15 protein-coding genes and 1 riboswitch are annotated in these 19041 nt (G+C 75.1%); of the genes, 9 read left to right on the top strand and 6 right to left on the bottom strand.

The genetic code is table 11. The features are described from left to right. Positions 1 to 72: 72 nt before the first annotated feature. A complete protein-coding gene (locus ACF059_RS26910) occupies positions 73 to 1497 on the bottom strand; it encodes a hypothetical protein (protein WP_392061783.1) in 1425 nt (474 codons plus the stop codon). Between the two features lie 116 nt (positions 1498 to 1613). Continuing rightward, positions 1614 to 2744: an alpha/beta hydrolase family protein gene (locus tag ACF059_RS26905; RefSeq protein ID WP_392061781.1), complete on the bottom strand. Its 1131-nt coding sequence runs from the start codon at positions 2742 to 2744 to the stop codon at positions 1614 to 1616. Positions 2745 to 3053: 309 nt separating this feature from the next. Here ACF059_RS26905 and ACF059_RS26900 point away from each other — a divergent pair, with 309 nt between their 5' ends. From ACF059_RS26900 to ACF059_RS26870, 7 genes are all read left to right on the top strand, one after another. Continuing rightward, entirely contained in the window at positions 3054 to 4331 is a 1278-nt protein-coding gene (locus ACF059_RS26900) for an anion permease (protein ID WP_392061778.1), read from the top strand. Positions 4332 to 4360: 29 nt separating this feature from the next. Beyond that, on the top strand, positions 4361 to 4582 hold the full coding sequence (locus tag ACF059_RS26895; RefSeq protein ID WP_360899632.1) for a hypothetical protein: 222 nt from the start codon (positions 4361 to 4363) through the stop codon (positions 4580 to 4582). A 150-nt stretch (positions 4583 to 4732) separates the two neighbouring features. Continuing rightward, positions 4733 to 4819: riboswitch (cobalamin riboswitch) on the top strand. A gap of 58 nt (positions 4820 to 4877) precedes the next feature. Beyond that, a complete protein-coding gene (locus tag ACF059_RS26890; protein ID WP_392061775.1) occupies positions 4878 to 5891 on the top strand; it encodes a cobalamin biosynthesis protein in 1014 nt (337 codons plus the stop codon). Beyond that, positions 5888 to 7411, top strand: coding sequence for a cobyric acid synthase (locus ACF059_RS26885; protein WP_392061772.1), 1524 nt, complete (start codon positions 5888 to 5890; stop codon positions 7409 to 7411). The genes ACF059_RS26890 and ACF059_RS26885 overlap by 4 nt, the downstream gene beginning before the upstream one ends. A gap of 208 nt (positions 7412 to 7619) precedes the next feature. After that, positions 7620 to 9773, top strand: coding sequence for a putative cobaltochelatase (locus ACF059_RS26880; RefSeq protein ID WP_392061769.1), 2154 nt, complete (start codon positions 7620 to 7622; stop codon positions 9771 to 9773). After that, entirely contained in the window at positions 9773 to 10372 is a 600-nt protein-coding gene (cobO, locus tag ACF059_RS26875) for a cob(I)yrinic acid a,c-diamide adenosyltransferase (RefSeq protein ID WP_053678569.1), read from the top strand. The genes ACF059_RS26880 and cobO overlap by 1 nt, the downstream gene beginning before the upstream one ends. Next, the gene (locus ACF059_RS26870; protein ID WP_392061766.1) at positions 10366 to 11817 is read left to right on the top strand and encodes a cobyrinate a,c-diamide synthase; all 1452 of its coding nucleotides are present in this window, start codon (positions 10366 to 10368) and stop codon (positions 11815 to 11817) included. The genes cobO and ACF059_RS26870 overlap by 7 nt, the downstream gene beginning before the upstream one ends. An 11-nt stretch (positions 11818 to 11828) precedes the next feature. Here the strand turns inward: ACF059_RS26870 and ACF059_RS26865 are convergent, their stop codons facing one another. After that, complete coding sequence (locus ACF059_RS26865) at positions 11829 to 12554, bottom strand: ZIP family metal transporter (RefSeq protein WP_361944276.1); 726 nt, start codon at positions 12552 to 12554, stop codon at positions 11829 to 11831. A 143-nt stretch (positions 12555 to 12697) separates the two neighbouring features. Between ACF059_RS26865 and cobC the strand changes: the two genes are divergently transcribed. Then, positions 12698 to 14122: an Rv2231c family pyridoxal phosphate-dependent protein CobC gene (cobC, locus tag ACF059_RS26860; protein ID WP_392061763.1), complete on the top strand. Its 1425-nt coding sequence runs from the start codon at positions 12698 to 12700 to the stop codon at positions 14120 to 14122. Positions 14123 to 14232: 110 nt separating this feature from the next. Next, positions 14233 to 15450, top strand: coding sequence for a CapA family protein (locus ACF059_RS26855; RefSeq protein WP_392061760.1), 1218 nt, complete (start codon positions 14233 to 14235; stop codon positions 15448 to 15450). A gap of 111 nt (positions 15451 to 15561) precedes the next feature. Here ACF059_RS26855 and ACF059_RS26850 read toward each other — a convergent pair whose 3' ends face one another. The 3 genes from ACF059_RS26850 to ACF059_RS26840 form a co-directional block, all read right to left on the bottom strand. After that, the gene (locus tag ACF059_RS26850) at positions 15562 to 16485 is read right to left on the bottom strand and encodes an SCO1860 family LAETG-anchored protein (RefSeq protein WP_392061757.1); all 924 of its coding nucleotides are present in this window, start codon (positions 16483 to 16485) and stop codon (positions 15562 to 15564) included. Positions 16486 to 16769: 284 nt separating this feature from the next. Further along, positions 16770 to 17855 carry an amidohydrolase family protein gene (locus ACF059_RS26845; protein ID WP_392061754.1) on the bottom strand — a complete coding sequence of 362 codons (1086 nt, stop codon included), beginning with the start codon at positions 17853 to 17855 and terminating at the stop codon, positions 16770 to 16772. A 93-nt stretch (positions 17856 to 17948) separates the two neighbouring features. Next, positions 17949 to 19010 (bottom strand): aminotransferase class V-fold PLP-dependent enzyme, encoded by a 1062-nt coding sequence (locus tag ACF059_RS26840; RefSeq protein WP_392061751.1) that lies wholly within the window; start codon positions 19008 to 19010, stop codon positions 17949 to 17951. Between the last annotated feature and the right edge of the window lie 31 nt (positions 19011 to 19041).

Genomic DNA, 19041 nt, shown 5'->3' with positions numbered 1-19041 from the left:
TCGCCCCGCGGCCCGTACGGGAGGCACCGCGGCGCGTACGGGAGGCACCGCCGCGGGCCGGCGCTACGCGCGTTACGCGCCGCCCGTGTGCACCTCGAAGGCCGCGCGGCGCACCGCCTTGGCCAGGGCCGGGTCGGGGTGGGCCGCGGCCAGCGCGACCAGGACCTGCACGGTGCGGGGATGGCCGACCGCGCGGACCTCGTCCAGCAGCCGGGGCACGGTGGTGCGGACGGCCGAGTCCAAGTGGCGGGCCAGCAGGTCGGCTTCGCCGTGGTCGGCGATGGCGGCCGCGGTGTCCACCCAGAGCCAGGTCGACTCCTCGGCGGTGAGCACGTCCTGCGCCTCGTCGGGGTCGATCCCGTCGTGCTCGGCGAGCCAGAGCAGGGCGTAGGGACGCAGGGCGGGCTCGCGGACCGCGGCGCGGACCTCGGGCTCGGCGGGGGCGCCGACGACGCGCAGCGCCTCGAAGGCGAGGCCGCGCAGCAGGGCGTCCTCGCCGCGGGCGGCCTGCAGGAGCTCGGTCACGGCGTGGCCGACGGGGCGGGCGGCGAGCCAGGCCTGGTACTCCGCGCGGGCCGGTCCCGGGGTGAGCCGGGCGCAGCCGTGCAGCATGGCGGCGGCCGACTGCTCGATGTTCCCGGCGGGGCTCTGCGCGGCGACGCAGATCTGCTCCAGCTTGACCCAGACGGCCCAGCTGCCGAGCGGGGTGAGGGCGGCCCGGGCGGGGCCGAGGGTGACGGCGTCCACGGCGGCCAGTCCGCCGAGCGCCCAGCGCAGCAGCCGTGCGAGCGGGACGGGGCGGCTCTCCGCGGTGGCGCGGGCCGCCGTCAGGGCCGTCACGGGCTCGGCGTCGTACGGGATCTCGCACCGCTCGTCGCGCAGTTCGGTGACGCGCTGTCCCAGCAGGTCGAGCAGGTCGGGGACGCTCACGGGCCCGGCGGACAGCTGGAGCAGGGAGAGGAGTTGGGGCATGGCCTCGACGACCTCGGCGACCGCCGCGGGGGCGATGTCGGCGGGGGCGGGGTGGACCAGTGACCAGGCGTCGAAGAGCGCGACCCAGCCGCGCAGTACGGCGCTGTCGTCCCGGTCCCAGGCGCGCAGGCGCCAGCCGGGCCGGGCGTGGCCGCCGTGCACCTCGACGAGGCCGGCGAGGCGGGCGCGGTCCCAGCCCACCTGGATCTGGCCGTGCGTCAGGCTCAGTTCCTCGGCGGCGCGTTCGACGTCGGAGGCCGCCAGGGCGCCCGTGGGGGCGGGCCGGCCGCCGTCCGCGGCGCCGAGGTTGCGCTCGGCCCAGCGGGTCAGGCGTACGGCGTCGGCGAGCGAGGCCCGGGCCCGGTTGGCGAGGTCCGCCGTGGCGGGCGTGCCCGCCGGGGGCCGCTGGGCGGGCCGGGGGCGTCGGTCGGTCACCGCCTTGCGGGCCGCGGCGACCGACCGCGGGGAGACGAGTCGGAGTCTGGAGTCGCGAGCCAACTGCTCATCAGGCTTTCGGGACGTCACGGAAGCAGTCTCGCCCGTCACTGGCCGAAAGCCCAAACGGAACCAGCCGTTACCACACGGGCCGGCGGTGCAGACCGGGGCAAGACGCCCGCAGGGCCCCCTCCGTCACACGGCCTTCACATGAGGGGCACGAGGAAACGGCGCAAAGCCTCCTCGTAGCGGCCCGGGTCGGCGTTCCACATCGCCCCGTGTCCGGCCCCGCGCACGGTGTGCAGGGTGACGAGGTCGGGGCGGGCGGCGGCGAGCCTGCGGGAGGGCTCCCAGGGGGCGAGGGTGTCGTCCGGGCCGTGGAAGACGAGGACGGGCACGCGCAGCGCGCCGGGGTCCGCGCCCGGCGGCCGGCGGTCGGCGCGCAGCCCCGCGCGGCCCTCGGCGGCCCTTACCGCCAGCGGCAGCACGGCGGCCGGGGTGCGGCGCGCCGCGGCGAGCCGGCGCAGGGTGGTGTGCCAGTCGAGCACCGGCGAGTCCAGCACCAGTCCGGAGATCCGGTCGGCGAGCGCCGAGCGCTCGGCGGCGTGCAGGGCCATGGTGGCGCCGGTGGACCAGCCGTGCAGGACCACGCGCCGGGCGCCGTAGCGCAGGGCGTAGCGGATGGCGGCGTCCAGGTCGCGCCACTCCGATTCCCCGAGGTGGCCGAGGCCGTCGGGTGAGGAGGGGGCGCCGAGGTCGCCGCGGTAGGCCAGGTCGAGGACGGGCAACCGCTGCCGGTGCAGGAAGGGCATGACCACCATCGGGTGCTCACGGCCGGCGCCGAGCCCGTGCACGGTGATGACCCAGGTGTCCCGGGCTCCGGGCAGGAACCAGGCGGGCAGGGCGCCGAGCTCCCCCGGTACGTCGACGTCGGCGTGGTCCAGGCCGAGGGCGGTGCGCGGGTTGCCGGCGTGGACCTGCGGGGTGAGGGTGACGCGCGTGCCGGGGTCGAGGGTGCCGTGCGTGACGGCGAGGAGCCGGCGTACGACGGTGTCCGGGCCGTGGGCGGCGTCGGGGAGGACGGGCCCGACGACGGCGTGCACACCGGGCGCGGTCAGGCCGTAGGTGCCCGGCATCAGGGAGGCCAGGGAGCGGGTGAGCGCCACCCGGCCGGCGGCGGCGGAGTGGACGCTGAGCCGCGGTCCGCCGGGCAGGGGGCGGCCCGGGTGGGGCCGCAGGGCCGCGTCGGCGGCGTACCGGCCGGCCGCGACGGCGGCCGCACCGGCGCCCAGGAGGGTCGTGGTGACGGCCGCTGCCGTCGCTGTGGCGGTACGCACCGCTCCAGTGTCGAGCTGCGGGCTCCGGCGGGCCACCGGAGGCCATCGCTCCGCGGCCCACTCGGCGGGGTGATCTGGATCTCATTCAGGGCCCCGGAGTGAGGATCGTATGCAGGGCGGAGGCGGCCCGGACGGGTTCATTCACCCGGCTTTGACGTGCATTAATCGATATATCTGCGCCAGAATCGGGACGAACGGCTCGATCGCGCCCCGGGTCAGTACACCGCTCCGCCCGCGCCAGTTCATCTTCCGTTCACCCAGGTTGCTTACGGTCGCCGAGCCACTGACGTCAAACAGAAGCCTGGGTAAATGGAGCACATAACGCTTCTCCTCGGGATCGTGATCATTACCGCTCTCGTGTTCGACTTCACGAACGGTTTCCACGACACAGCCAACGCGATGGCCACCACCATCTCGACCGGCGCCCTCAAGCCCAAGACGGCGGTGGCCATGTCCGCCGTGCTCAACCTCGTCGGCGCGTTCATGTCCGTGGAGGTCGCCAAGACGATCTCCAAGGGCCTCGTCAACGAAGAGGGCATCCAGCCAGAAGTGATCTTCGCCGCGCTCGTCGGCGCGATCCTGTGGAACCTCGTCACCTGGCTCGTCGGACTGCCCTCCAGCTCCTCCCACGCCCTGATGGGCGGCCTGATCGGTGCCGCGGTCGCCTCCGCCGGCCTCGACGCGGTCAACGGCAGCGTCGTCGTCACCAAGGTGCTCATCCCCGCGATCGCCGCGCCGCTCGTGGCCGGTGTGGCCGCGATGCTGGCCGCCAAGGTCACGTACAAGCTGGGCGGCAAGGTCGGCGAGAAGACCTCCACCAAGGGCTACCGCGCCGGGCAGATCGCCTCGGCCGGTCTCGTCTCCCTGGCGCACGGCACCAACGACGCGCAGAAGACGATGGGCATCATCACCCTGGCGCTCATCGCCGGGAACGCCCTGCCGGCCGGCGCCAACCCGCCGGTCTGGGTCATCGTCTCCGCCGGTATGGCCATCGCGATGGGCACCTACCTGGGCGGCTGGCGCATCATCCGCACCATGGGCAAGGGCCTGACCGACCTGCAGCCGCAGCAGGGCTTCGCCGCCCAGACCTCGGCCGCCAGCGTCATCCTGGCCTCCTCCTCCCTCGGCTTCTCCCTCTCCACCACCCACGCCTGCTCCGGCGCGGTCATGGGCGCGGGTCTGGGACGCAAGGGCGGCGTGGTCCGCTGGTCGACCGCCACCCGCATGTTCATCGCGTGGGGCCTGACCCTGCCGGCCGCGGCCCTGGTCGCCTCCGGTGCCGAGCTGGTCATGCGCACCGGTGACGTCGGCGTCGCCGCCGTCGCGGTCTTCCTCGTCGCCTCCTGCGTCGCCATCTGGGCCATCTCCCGCCGCCAGGTCGTCGACCACCACAACGTCAACGACGTCGAGCCGGCCGCCGCCGAGGAGCCGGGTGTCGTCACCACGGCGATGGCGGCCGTCACCGTCCCGCCGACCGTGGCCGCCGCCATGACCGCCGCGATGACGGACGACGCCCTCAAGGCCACCATCCCGGCGGCGACGACCCCCGCAGCGACGACCCCGGCCGCTCCCGCCGCCGCGGTCTGACCTTCGAGAACGACAGAGGAAACGGCAGTATGAAGATCGACTGGGAAGCCCTCGGCTCCGTCTTCGGGGTCAGCCTCTCCGCCACCGTCGCCCTCGTGGCCCTGTTCACCCTGGGTCTGGTGGGCCTGTCCAAGCACGAGACCGCCACCGAGCAGGGCGGCACCGCCACCCTCGCCCGCAGCGGCGCGTACGTCTGCTTCGCGCTCGTCGCGGCGGCCGTGACGTACGGGATCTACCTGATCGTCTCCTGAGGCGGCGCCAGCGCGTGTGAAGACTCCCCCCGGGTTCGCCCGGGGGGAGTTTTTTCGCATGTCCCCGCCCGCACGGAGTCGCAGGTCAACGGCGAGTTGACGGGCCTTCGCGGGGCGTGGTGGACTGCCCGAGCCAATACGGCGGCATGGAGAGGAAGTCCGGTGCGAATCCGGCGCGGTCCCGCCACTGTCATCGGGGAGCGCACGCCGCGCGTGCGCCCCGGGAGCCAGGAACTCTCGCCGCCGGACACGTCGAACCAGGGCGCGGACCCTGAGTGAGGACATACCTGCCACCATGCGTGCCGATCGCGTCTTCGCGTACGGCGCCACGGCGGGCCTGATCGGCGACCGGATCCTCGGGGATCCCCGCCGTGGGCACCCCGTGGCCGCCTTCGGACGAACCGCCGCCGCCGTCGAGCGCGCCCTGTGGCGCGACGACCGCGCCCGGGGCCTCCTGCACACCCTGGTGTGCGCCGGGGGCGCCGCCGCCCTCGGCGTTCTGGGAGCCCGCGCCGTGCGCTCGCGGCCCGTCGCCGCCCGCATCGCCCTGACCGCCGCCGCCACCTGGGCCGTCGTCGGCGGCACCTCGCTGGGCCGGGAGGCCCGCGCCATCGGCGGTGCGCTCGCCGTCGGGGACACCGAGGTGGCCCGGGAGCGGCTGCCGCACCTGTGCGGGCGCGACCCGCAGGCCCTGGACGGCCAGCAGATGGCCCGCGCCGTCGTGGAGTCGGTCGCCGAGAACACCTCCGACGCGGTGGTCGGGGCCCTGGTGTGGGGGGCGGTCGCCGGGGTTCCGGGGCTGCTGGCCTTCCGCGCCGTCAACACCCTGGACGCGATGGTCGGCCACAAGTCCCCCCGCTACCTGCGCTACGGCTGGGCCTCCGCCCGGCTCGACGACCTGGCCGGCTGGCCGGGGGCCCGGCTGACGGCGATCGCCGCCGTACTGGCCGGCCCCGACCGGCGGGGAGCCGTACGGGCCTGGCGCGCGGACGCCGCGGCGCACCCGAGCCCCAACGCCGGTCCCGTCGAGGCCGCCTTCGCCGGGGCGCTCGGCGTCCGGCTGGGCGGGACGCTGGCGTACGGCGGCCGGGTCGAACACCGGGCCGTGCTGAACGGCGGGGCCGGGCGGCCCGTGGAGGTCGCGGACATCGAACGGGCCGTCCGGCTGTCGCGGCAGGTGACCTGGCTGGCGCTGGGCGCGTGCGTGGCGGCCCGGACGCTGCTCTCCCGGGGCGCCGGCAGCTCCCGTGACTCTCGTAGCTCCCTCAACTCCCGTAGCTCCCGTAGGACAAGGAAGGGACGTCCATGAGCGGCGGATCGAAGCGCGGCGGCGGACTGCTGGTCGCGGGCACCACCTCGGACGCCGGCAAGAGCGTGGTCACGGCGGGCATCTGCCGCTGGCTGGCCCGCCAGGGCGTGAAGGTGGCGCCCTTCAAGGCGCAGAACATGTCGCTGAACTCGTTCGTCACGCGCGAGGGCGCCGAGATCGGGCGCGCCCAGGCCATGCAGGCCCAGGCGGCCCGCGTGGAGCCGACCGCGCTGATGAACCCGGTGCTGCTCAAGCCCGGCAGCGACCGCAGCAGCCAGGTGGTGCTGCTGGGCAAGCCGGTGGGCGAGATGAGCGCGCGCGGCTACCACGGGGGCCGGCAGGAGCAGTTGCTCGGCGTCGTCACGGACTGCCTGGAGCAGCTGCGGGGCACGTATGACGCCGTGATCTGCGAGGGGGCGGGCAGTCCGGCCGAGATCAACCTGCGCCGGACCGACATCGTGAACATGGGGATCGCGCGGGCCGCGCGGTTCCCGGTGGTCGTGGTCGGCGACATCGACCGGGGCGGGGTCTTCGCGTCGTTCTTCGGTACGACGGCACTGCTGTCGGCCGAGGACCAGTCGCTGATCGCGGGGTACCTCGTCAACAAGTTCCGCGGCGACGTGTCGCTGCTGGAGCCGGGCATGGAGATGCTGCGCGGCCTGACGGGACGGGCCACGTACGGCGTGCTGCCCTTCCGGCACGGCCTGGGCATCGACGAGGAGGACGGCCTGAGGGTCTCCCTGCGGGGCGCCGTACGGGAGTCCGTGGTGGCGCCGCCGGTGGGCGAGGACGTGCTGCGGGTCGCCGTGTGCGCGGTGCCGCTGATGTCGAACTTCACGGACGTCGACGCGCTCGCGGCGGAGCCGGGGGTCGTGGTGCGGTTCGTGGACCGGGCCGAGGAACTGGCCGACGCGGACCTGGTCGTCGTACCGGGCACGCGCGGCACGGTGAACGCCCTGGCGTGGCTGCGGGAGCGCGGCCTCGCGGACGCGCTGCTGCGCCGGGCCGCGCAGGGCCGCCCGGTCCTCGGCATCTGCGGCGGCTTCCAGGTGCTCGGCGAGCGGATCCGCGACGACGTCGAATCGCGGGCGGGCGAGGTGGAGGGCCTGGGGCTCCTGCCCGTACGGGTGCGGTTCGCCGTGGAGAAGACCCTGGCGCGGCCGGAGGGTTCGGCGCTGGGCGAGGAGGTCTGCGGCTACGAGATCCACCACGGGGTGGCCGAGGTCCTGGGCGGTGAGCCGTTCCTGGACGGGTGCCGCGTCGGGTCGGTGTGGGGCACGCACTGGCACGGCTCGCTGGAGTCGGACGGCTTCCGCCGGGCGTTCCTGCGGGAGGTGGCCGCGGCGGCGGGCCGCCGCTTCGTCCCCGCGCCGGACACCTCGTTCGCCGCGCTGCGGGAGGAGCAGCTGGATCTGCTCGGCGACCTGATCGAGGAGCACGCCGATACGCGTGCGCTGCTTCGGCTGATCGAGTCCGGGGCTCCGACGGGTCTGCCGTTCCTGCCGCCGGGTGCCCCGTGAGGCGCCGGGCCCTGCGGGCGGCCGTCCCCCACCCCGCCCCTTCCCGCATCGGAGGCTCCGCCCCAGACCCCGTCCCGCTGGTGCGGGTCACCACACGGCGCTCCGCGCACTCCGGCCCCGCCGAGCGGGGAGCCCCACGCACGCACGCTCCGGATCGCCCCGCCCGCCCGCACACCCATACCCGTACACATGAAGGAGGGGCCACAGAATGAGCACGCCCTACCCGTTCACCGCAGTGGTCGGCCAGACCGACCTGCGGCTCGCGCTCCTGCTCAACGCCGTGAGCCCAGCGGTCGGTGGGGTGCTCGTGCGCGGCGAGAAGGGGACCGCCAAGTCCACCGCCGTGCGCGCGCTCTCCGCGCTGCTGCCGCAGGTGGACGTCGTACCGGGCTGCCGGTTCAGCTGCGCGCCGACCGCGCCCGACCCGGCCTGCCCCGACGGCCCGCACGAGGCGGGCCCCGGCGCCGCCCGTCCCGCGCGCATGGTGGAGCTGCCCGTCGGCGCCTCCGAGGACCGCCTGGTCGGCGCCCTCGACATCGAACGGGCCCTGGCGGAAGGCGTGAAGGCCTTCGAGCCCGGGCTGCTCGCCGACGCCCACCGCGGGATCCTGTACGTGGACGAGGTCAACCTGCTCCACGACCACCTGATCGACCTGCTGCTGGACGCCGCCGCGATGGGCGCCTCGTACGTCGAGCGCGAGGGCGTCTCCGTCCGCCACGCCGCCCGCTTCCTCCTCGTCGGCACGATGAACCCGGAGGAGGGCGAGCTGCGACCGCAGTTGCTCGACCGCTTCGGTCTCACGGTCGAGGTCTCCGCCTCCCGCGAGCCCGCCCAGCGGGTGGAGGTGGTGCGCCGCCGGCTCGCCTACGACGACGATCCCGCGGGCTTCGCGGCCCGCTGGGCCGGTGACGAGAGCGAGGTCCGCGCCCGGGTGGTGGCCGCGCGGGCGCTGCTGCCGAAGGTCGCGCTCGGGGACACCGCGCTGCTGCGGATCGCCGCGACCTGCGCCGCCTTCGAGGTCGACGGCATGCGGGCCGACATCGTGATGGCGCGGACCGCCACCGCGCTGGCCGCCTGGGCCGGACGGACCGAGGTGCGCAAGGAGGACGTGCGGCAGGCCGCGCTGCTCGCGCTCCCCCACCGGCGGCGCCGCAATCCCTTCGACGCCCCCGGGCTCGACGAGGACAAACTGGACGAGATCCTGGACCAGTTCCCCGACGACGAGCCGGAACCCGATCCGGAGACGGATCCGGAGACGGACGCCGAGCCCGAGGGCCCGGACGACGACGGCGACGGACCCGGTGACGGTGGCCCCGACGGCGGTGGCGGGGTGCCCCCGCAGGGCAACGGGCCGTCGGAGGGCGCCGAGGCGCCCCAGGGCCCGGAGGCCCCCGAGACCCCTGAGGCCCCCGCGGACGCCCCGGAGACCACCCGGCCCTCCGCCCCGGCCCAAGGAGCCGACGGGCCCGAGCAGGCCGCCGTACGGGCCGCCGCGCCCTTCCGCACCAAGATGCTGAGCGTCCCGGGCCTCGGCGAGGGCGCGGCCGGGCGCCGTTCGCGCGCCCGCACCGCCCACGGCCGCACCACCGGCGCCCAGCGCCCCCGCGGCCAGCTCACGAAGCTGCACCTGGCGGCCACCGTGCACGCGGCGGCCCCGCACCAGAAGGCGCGCGGCCGCAGCGGGCGCGGTCTGGTGATCCGCAAGGACGACCTGCGCCAGGCCACCCGGGAGGGCCGCGAGGGCAACCTCGTGCTCTTCGTCGTCGACGCCTCCGGGTCCATGGCCGCGCGGCAGCGCATGAGCGCGGTCAAGGGCGCCGTCCTGTCGCTGCTCCTGGACGCCTACCAGCGCCGCGACAAGGTCGGCCTGATCACCTTCCGGGGGTCCACGGCCGAGCTGGCGCTGCCGCCGACGTCCTCGGTGGACGCCGCCGCGGCCCGGCTGGAGCAGCTGCCCACGGGCGGCCGCACCCCGCTGGCCGCCGGACTGCTGAAGGCCCACGAGGTGCTGCGGATCGAGCGGCTGCGGGACCCGAGCCGCCGCCCGCTGCTCGTGGTCGTCACCGACGGCCGGGCCACCTCGGCCGGGGCCGCGGGCGGCGACCCGCGCGAGCTCTCCGGGCGCAGCGCCCGGCTGCTGGCCGCGCAGGGCGTCGCGTCCGTGGTCGTGGACTGCGAATCCGGGCCGGTCCGGCTGGGGCTGGCCGGGGTGCTGGCCGGCGACCTCGGCGGGCCCGCCGTCACGCTCGACGGGCTGCGGGCCGACTCGCTGGCCGGACTCGTGAAGAACGTACGTACCGCCGCGGCGTCCCCCGCATCGGGACCGACCGCCGTATCCCACACCAACAGGAGGGCCGCGTAATGCCTCAGGGACAGCCGTCCGTCGTTCCGGACGACGGACTCACGACGCGCCAGCGCCGCAACCGCCCGCTCGTCTTCGTCCACACCGGCCCCGGCAAGGGCAAGTCGACGGCCGCCTTCGGGCTGGCGCTGCGCGCCTGGAACCAGGGCTGGCCGATCGGGGTGTTCCAGTTCGTCAAGTCGGCGAAGTGGAAGGTCGGCGAGGAGAACGCGCTCAAGGTGCTCGGTGCCTCCGGCGAGGGCGGCTCCGTCGTCTGGCACAAGATGGGCGAGGGCTGGTCCTGGGTCCAGCGGGACGCGCAGCTCGACAACGAGCAGGCCGCGAAGGAGGGCTGGGAGCAGGTCAAGCGCGATCTGGCGGCCGAGACGCACCGGCTGTACGTGCTCGACGAGTTCGCGTACCCGATGCACTGGGGCTGGATCGACGTCGACGAGGTCATCGAGGTGCTCCGCAACCGTCCCGGGACGCAGCACGTGGTGATCACGGGTCGCAACGCGCCGGAGAAGCTGGTGGAGTTCGCGGACCTCGTGACCGAGATGACCAAGGTCAAGCACCCGATGGACGCCGGCCAGAAGGGCCAGAAGGGCATCGAGTGGTGACCTCGTCCAACGTTCCCCGGCTGGTCGTCGCCGCGCCGTCGTCCGGCAGCGGCAAGACCACCGTGGCCACGGGCCTGATGGCGGCCTTCGCGGAGCGCGGCCTCGCCGTGTCCCCGCACAAGGCCGGGCCCGACTACATCGACCCCGGCTACCACGCGCTGGCCACCGGCCGGCCGGGGCGCAACCTGGACGCCTTCATGTGCGGGCCGGAGCTGGTCGCTCCGCTGTTCGCGCACGGGGCGGCCGGCTGCGACCTCGCCGTGGTCGAGGGGGTGATGGGCCTGTACGACGGGGCCGCGGGCCGGGGCGAGCTGGCGTCGACGGCGCAGGTGGCGAAGCTGCTGCGGGCGCCGGTGGTGCTGGTGGTCGACGCCTCCTCGCAGTCGCGGTCGGTGGCGGCGCTGGTGCACGGCTTCGCCTCCTTCGACCCGCAGGTGCGGCTGGGGGGCGTGATCCTGAACAAGGTCGGCTCCGACCGGCACGAGGTGATGCTGCGCGAGGCCCTGGAGGAGGCCGGGATGCCGGTCCTGGGCGTCCTGCGGCGGGCCCCGCAGGTGGCCACGCCCTCGCGGCACCTGGGCCTGGTCCCGGTGGCCGAGCGGCGCGGTGACGCGCTGGCCGCGGTGGCCGCGTTGGCCGCGCAGGTCCGCGAGGGCTGCGACCTGGACGCGCTGATGGCCTTGGCGCGTACGGCCCCGGCCCTGGACTGCGAGCCGTGGTCCCCGGTGGGCGCCCTGACGGGTACGCGGGGCTCGGCCGCGCTCTCCGCTCCCGGGCGGCCTCCTGCCGCATCGGCGGTAGCGGCGCCGGGGCCCGGGGGCGCGGCGCCCGGTGGCCGGCCGGTGGTGGCGGTCGCGGGCGGGGCCGCGTTCACGTTCTCGTACGCCGAGCACGCGGAGCTGCTCACGGCCGCCGGGGCCGACGTCGTCACGTTCGACCCGCTGCGGGACGAGGCGCTGCCCGAGGGGGCCGCCGGTCTGGTGATCGGCGGCGGCTTCCCCGAGGTCTACGCGCCCGAGCTGTCCGCCAACGAGCCGCTGCGCGCGGCGGTGGCCGCCTTCGCCGCGGCCGGCGGCCCGGTGGCCGCCGAGTGCGCCGGGCTGCTCTACCTGGCCCGCTCCCTCGACGGGAAGCCCATGTGCGGGGTGCTGGACGCCGACGCCCGGATGTCGGAGCGCCTCACGCTGGGCTACCGCGAGGCCGTGGCGGTGTCCGACAGCGCGCTCGCGCCCGCCGGGACCCGGCTGCGCGGGCACGAGTTCCACCGGACGGTGATCGAGCCGGGCGCCGGGGCCGCGCCCGCGTGGGGGTTCACGCACCCGGAACGCCGGGTGGAGGGCTTCGTACGGGGGGGTGTGCACGCCAGCTACCTGCACACGCACTGGGCGGCCGAGCCGTCCGTCGCCCTGCGGTTCGTCGAGGCGGCGGCGGCCGTACGCCCGTGAAGCCGCCGAGATCAGTCGGCCAGGCCGACCACCAGCCAGATGCCGGCCACCCCGCCCACCGTGCACATCAGCGTGGACAGGGCGGGGTGGCGGTGATGGGCCTCCGGCAGGATCTCGGCGGCCGCCAGGTACAGCAGGACCCCGCCGAAGAACCCCAGGTACGCGCCGAGGGGTTCCTCCGGAAGGGTGAACAGCAGCGTGGACGCGGCCCCCACGACGGGGGCGACGGCGTCCGCGAAGAGCATCATCAGGGCCTTGCGGCGGGCATTGCCGTAGAGACTGGTGAGCGTGTACGTGTTGAACCCGTCGGCGAAGTCGTGGGTGACGACGGCCAGCGCCACGGCCACCCCCATCCCCCCGCCGACCTGGAAGGCCGCGCCCAGGGCCACGCCGTCGGCGAGGCTGTGGCCGACCATGGCCGCGGCGGCGGTGAGCCCGACCTGCGGGACGCGTCCGCCGTTCTCGGCGCCGTGCGCGGCCTGGCGTACGGCGAGGAGCCGTTCGACGACGTGCGCGACGAGGAATCCGGTGACGAAGAGCAGCAGGGCAAGTGGGACGCCGAGGACGTCGTCCCCCGCCGCGTGCAGGGCCTCCGGGAGCAGGTCGAGGCCGACGACGCCGAGCATCAGCCCGCCGGCGAGGCCCAGCACGAGGTGGCGGCGGTCGGTGACGCGTTGCGCCGTCCATCCGCCCGCCAGGGTCATCAGGAAGGCGCCCAACGCCACGATCACGGCCATGTGCCCCTGAATACCGACTCCCCGCCCCGCGCGCACGTCCGCGCGCGGGTGGCGGGCGGCACAGTGTTGACTACCGACCGGCGGACGGCCGACCAGTGGACGGCCGCGATGACGGTGACGGTGACTACGGAGGAGGATCCGCGGTGGGCGAGCACGTGACGCAGCAGCTGGTGGTCGGGGTCGGCGCCCGCGCGGGGGTTTCCGTCGCGGAGGTCTGCGCCCTGGTCGAGGAGACGCTGCGGGGGGCCGGGCTGGCCACGGCGGCGGTGACGGCGCTGGCCACGGTGGAGTCGAAGGTGGGCGAGGCGGGGATCGCGGGCGCGGCGGAACGTTTCGGCGTACCCCTCCTCGGCTACCCCGCCGAGCAACTCGCCGCCGTACCGGTGCCGCACCCCTCGGACGCGGCCCGCACCGCGGCCGGGACGCCCTCGGTGGCCGAGGCCGCGGCGCTCGCCGGGGGCGGGGAACTCCTCGTACCCAAGCGTCGGTCGATGGCGGCGACCTGCGCGGTGGCGACCACGCACGCCCACGACCTGCGCCATCACGGGGACGCGGAGGTGATCGACGCGGGCTCCGCGCTGGTGGACCTCGCGGTCAACGTGCGGGCGAACACGCCCCCGGCCTGGCTCAAGGAGCGGATCGCCGCCTCCCTCGGCGATCTCTCGGCGTACCCCGACGGGCGGCCCGCCCGCGCGGCGGTGGCGGCCCGGCACGGGCTGCCGGTCGAGCGGGTCCTGCTGACGGCCGGGGCGGCGGAGGCCTTCGTGCTGATCGCGCGGGCCCTGGGCGCCGTACGGCCGGTCGTGGTGCACCCGCAGTTCACCGAGCCGGAGGCGGCCCTGCGCGACGCGGGGCACCGGGTGGAGCGGGTGGTGCTGCGGGCGGCGGACGGGTTCCGGCTGGACCCGGCGGCCGTCCCCGAGGACGCGGACCTGGTCGTGATCGGCAACCCGACCAACCCGACGTCGGTCCTGCACCCGGCGGCGACGCTGGCCGCGCTGGCCCGCCCCGGCCGGCTGCTGGTGGTCGACGAGGCCTTCATGGACGCCGTCCCCGGCGAGCGGGAGGCCCTGGCCGGACGGATGGACGTGCCCGGGCTGGTGGTGCTGCGGAGCCTGACGAAGACCTGGGGGCTCGCGGGGCTGCGGATCGGCTACGTACTCGCCGAGCCCGAGGTCATAGCGAAGCTGGCGGCCGCGCAGCCGCTGTGGCCGGTGTCGACCCCGGCGCTGGTGGCGGCCGAGGCCTGTGTGGCTCCGGCGGCGCTGGCCGAGGCGGAGGAGGCGGCCCGGCAGATCGCGGTGGACCGGGCGCACCTGCTGGCGGGGCTCGCGGAGTTCGAGGAGATCTCGACCGTGGGGGTCGCGCAGGGGCCGTTCGTCCTGATCCGGGTGGCGGGCGGCGCGGAGGTCCGCACCCGGCTGCGCGCCCTCGGCTTCGCCGTCCGGCGCGGTGACACCTTCCCCGGGCTGGACCCCTCCTGGCTCCGGCTGGCGGTCCGCGACCGGGCGACGACGGGCCGGCTGCTCCAGGCCATGGACCACGCCCTTGCGCTCGCCGCGCGGTGACGCCGTCCGGGCCCCTGTGCCGGAAGGCGCGTACGGGGCCGTGCGCCTAGCATGGCGGCTCAGGCGGGTACACAGGCACCGTGTCGGCCGTGGGGCAGCAGGGGGCGTCGATGAAGGCATCCGCACGCAGGGGCGCGGCCGTCGCCGCCTTGCTCGTGGTGGGCGCCGGGGTGCTCGTCGTCCCGCGGCTGATCGAGGGTGACGGGGAACGGCGGCCCGCCGCCTCGCAGCAGCGGCTCGGCGCCCGCAGCACGCCGCCGCCGGTGCCCGCCGGGCAGCCGTTCACCCTGGTGGCCACCGGTGACATCATCCCGTACCCCTCGATCGTCCAGCGGTCGGCGGACGACGCGGGCGCGGCCGGGGAGTACGACTTCCGGAAGATACTCGCGGGGGTCGCACCCCTGGTCTCCGCCGCCGACCTGGCGCTGTGCCACCACGAGATACCGTACGGACGCCCCGGCGGCCCCTACACGGGATATCCCCTCTTCAAGGCCCCGCACCAGCTGGCGGACGCGCTCAAGGACGCCGGCTACGACGGCTGTTCCACCGCGTCGAACCACACGCTGGACGACGGCTACGAGGGCCTCGCCCGTACGTTGGACCACCTCGACCGGGTCGGCATCCCGCACGCAGGCTCTGCGCGCAGCGCGCAGGAGGCCAGGACCCCGGCCCTGATGGCGGCGGGCGGTGCCAAGGTCGCCCAACTCTCGTACACGTACGGCACGAACGGCATTCCACTGCCCGCGGACAAGCCGTGGGCCGTCAACCTGATCGACGCGGACCGGATCATCGCCGACGCCCGCGCCGCCCGGGCCGGCGGCGCCAACGTGGTGGTGCTCAGCGTCCACTGGGGCACCGAGTGGCAGACGGCCCCCGACGAGCAGCAACGCGCGCTGTCCCAGGCGCTGACCGCCTCCCGCGCGGCCGACGGCCTTCCCGACATCGATCTGATCATCGGCACGCACAATCACGTGCCGCAGCCCTACGAGAAGATCAACGGCACCTGGGTGGTCTTCGGCATGGGCGACCAGGTCGCCAGTTTCACTCCGGCCGACAAGCTGCGCGGCAACCAGTCCTCGATCCCCCGCTTCACCTTCGCCCCGGCGGCGGCGCATCCCGGGCGCTGGGAGGTGGTGAAGGCGGAGTACCTCACGCAGTTCTCCGACATGGGGCCGCCGTTCCGCGTGGTCTGCGCCTCCTGCGCGGCCTCCGACGACTCCCTCCCGGCCGCCAAGCGCACCGAGTACGCGCGGATCGACCGGCAGGTCACCGAGGCCGTGATGTCACGGGGCGCGGGCGGTCAGGGGCTGGAGCACGCCACCCGCTGAGACGCCGCCCGCTCAAGCGCCGCCCCGTCGGCGGGCGCCCTCCGGCACGCCACCCGCCGAGCACTCCCCTCCCGGTGCTCCAGCGGGTGGCGGCCGGCGCCTCGGGCCGGGCTACGAACTCCTGCCGCGCCGGGTCACGACGAGCGCGCCCCCTCCGATGCCGAGCAGGACCAGCGCCCCGCCCGCGACGTAGGGGGTCATGGAACCGCCGCCGGTCTCGGCGAGGTTGGCGTTCGTGGTCAGGGCCGAGCCGCCCGCGGTGGATCCCGTCTGGGGCTTGACGTCCGGCGTGGCCGACGGGGCGGACGGGCTCGGTGCCGGGCCGGCCGGGGACTCGCAGTGCGCCTCGGCGAGCACGATCTCGCCCTCGACCTGCGCCACGTTCAGGTTCAGCGGGTTCACCGACACCTTGAGTCGCAGCGCGGCCGCGGCGGCCGTGGTGGAGGTGGTCTGCGTGCCGGACAGCTCCAGGCTGACCAGGCCCACCCCGGGCACCTCGATCTTGGTGGGGCCGCCCGTGGACAGGGTGACCTTCTTGCCGAGCGCCGTCACCGACCCGAGGACGTTCGCGCTGGCCACCGGCTTCTTGCCCGCCTCGCAGACGGCCTTGGAGGTGACCTTCTCCACCTCGACGAGGGACAGTAACGGCAGCCCTGGCACGTGGACCCTGGCCTTGGCGAGGTTCGCCTCCGCCTGCGCGCGGGTCTTGTCCGCGGTCGCCTTGGAGGTGGCCACGTCGGCGCGCAGGACGCTGACCGGCTGGTTGCCCTCGACGCCGTCCAGGGTGACGGTCAGGGCGGTCTTCTCGGCCGTGGCCGGGGCGCTGACCTCGTTGAGGGTGGCCTTCAGCGGGACGTGCACGGTCTTGTTGAGCAGGCCCACGTCCAGGCCGGTGCGCAGGACGACGGCGCCGGCCTTGCCCTCGCCTCCGGCTCCGCCGCCTCCCGTGGCGAAGGCGGGCGGAGCGGTGAGCAGGGCTACCGCCCCCGTGGCGAGGAGGACGGCCGCGGGCATGCGGAAGGTGTTGCTGTTCAAGGTGGTGGAACCCCCGGGGAGATGGGTGCCGTCGCGCCGCCAATGGGGGACATTGCGCGCGCCGACGGCCTCGACCCCGGAATCCTTACGCACTGAGAGTGAACGGGCAGCCACCTGAGGTGAGTTCACCCCAATGGGTGGTTTCCATGCACATATTCGATTCTCTTCGCCTCACGAGGAACGGGAGTTCCCTCCTGCCCCAGCCGGGCCGCCCGCGCGGGCCTCTCCAACGACCGGGAAGGCCCGGACGTCACGCCCCGTCAACACCGGTACCGGCGTGCCGCTCAGGCCCTGACCTTGCCGTTCACCACGACGCGCAGCGGCTGGGCCAGCGCCCGTACGTCGGCCCGCGGGTCGGCGGCGTAGACCACGAGGTCCGCCGGCGCCCCCTCGGTCAGACCGGGCCTGCCGAGCCAGGCGCGCGCGCCCCAGGTCGTCGCGGAGAGCGCCTCCAGCGGCGGGATGCCGGCCTTCACCAGCTCCGCGACCTCGGCGGCGACCAGGCCGTGCGGCAGGGAACCGCCCGCGTCGGTGCCCACGTAGACCTCGATGCCCGCGTCGTAGGCGGCCCGCACGGTGGCGTAGCGCCGCTCGTGGAGCCGCCGCATGTGCGCCGACCACTGCGGGAACTTCGCCTCGCCGCCCGCCGCCATCTTCGGGAAGGTCGCGATGTTCACGAGGGTCGGGACGATCGCGACCCCGCGCTCCGCGAACAGCGGGATGGTCTCCTCGGTGAGCCCCGTGGCGTGTTCGATGCAGTCGATGCCCGCCTCGACCAGGTCGCGCAGCGAGTCCTCGGCGAAGCAGTGCGCGGTGACGCGGGCGCCCAGCCGGTGGGCCTCGGCGATGGCCGCCTCGACCTCCGCGCGGGGCCAGCAGGCCGCGAGGTCCCCCACCTCCCGGTCGATCCAGTCGCCGACGAGCTTCACCCAGCCGTCGCCGCGGCGCGCCTCGCGGCCGACGTACTCGACGAGGTCGGCGGGCTCGATCTCGTGCGCGTAGTTGCGGATGTAGCGACGGGTGCGCGCGATGTGCCGGCCGGCCCGGATGATCTTCGGCAGGTCCTCGCGGTCGTCGATCCAGCGGGTGTCGGAGGGTGATCCGGCGTCGCGGATGAGGAGGGTCCCGGCGTCGCGGTCGGTGAGGGCCTGACGCTCGGCGGTCTCGGCGTCGACCGGGCCGTGGGAGTCCAGGCCCACGTGGCAGTGGGCGTCGACCAGTCCGGGCAGGGTCCAGCCCGTCACCGTGGTGACCTCGCGGGCGCCGGGCGGACGCTCGTAGGAGATCCTCCCGCCCACCACCCAGAGCTCGTCGCGGACCTCGTCGGGGCCGACCAGCACCCGCCCCTTCACGTGCAGCACATCGCTCATGGCGGCACTGTACGTGCGCACTCCGCGGGCACGGCCGGGACCCCGGGGGCGGGGCCACCGGGCCCCGCCTCCCGACCCCGCACCCTTGGCACGTCAGGACGCGGAGAGGGCGTCCAGCAGCCGGTCCACGTCCGCCTCGGTGGTGTAGAGGTGGAACGAGGCCCGCAGGGCGCCCGCCCGGGCGGAGGTGTGGACACCGGCCGCCTGCAGGGCGGGCTGCCGGTCGGCCAGGCCCGGCACCGAGACGATGGCGGCCTCCCCGGGCACGGGCTCGTAACCGAGGCGGGCGAGCCCGGCACGGTAGCGGGCGGCCAGGGCGGTGTCGTGGGCGTGGATCGCCTCGACGCCGATCCGATCCAGGAGGGCCAGCGAGGGCTCGGCCGCGTGATAGGCGAGGAAGGCCGGGGACTCGTCGAAGCGCCTGGCACCATGGGCCAGTTCGGGCATCGGGCCGTAGGTGGCGTCCCACATGGACTGCGCCGCCACCCATCCGGCGTGCAGCGGGGTCACGGTGTCCAGGGCCTCCGGCGAGACGGTCAGGTACGAGACCCCGCGGGCGCCGAGCAGCCACTTGTAGCCAGCGGTGACCGTGTACTCGTACGGCGACGCGTCGAACGGGAGCCAGCCCGCCGCCTGGGTCGCGTCCACGAGCATCCGGGCCCCGTGCGCCGTCGTCGCCGCGCGCACCGCGGGCAGGTCGGCCGTCCGGCCGTCCGCGGACTGGACGGCGCTCAGGGAGACCAGGGCGGTGTCCGGGCCGACGGCCTCGGCGACGCCCTCCAGCGGCGCGAAGCGCACCTTGAGGTCCCCGCGGACCACGAAGGGGTTGATCACGGAGGCGAAGTCGCCCTCCGCGCACAGGACTTCGGCGCCGGGCGGCAGCGAGGCCGCGATCAGGCCGACGTGGGTGGCCACGGCGGAGCCGAGGGCCACCGACTCGACGTCGACCCCCACCAGGCGGGCGAAGGCGGCGCGGACCCGGTTCACGCGGTCGAAGTCACCGGATCCGGCGGGAACCGCGGCCCCCGCCGCCTCGGCCAGTTCCCGTACGGCCGCGACGGCGGAACGCGGGAGGATCCCGCAGGTGGCGGTGTTGAGGTAGGTGGTGGAGTGGGCGAAATCGGCACGGGTCGCTTCGGCGATCGGAAGATCCATGCCTCAACTCTGCGCCAGGAGCGACTCAAAG

It is taken from the genome of Streptomyces sp. NPDC016562 (assembly GCF_043076955.1).
Taxonomy (GTDB): domain Bacteria; phylum Actinomycetota; class Actinomycetes; order Streptomycetales; family Streptomycetaceae; genus Streptomyces.
This window is presented reverse-complemented; position numbering and strand designations above follow the sequence as displayed.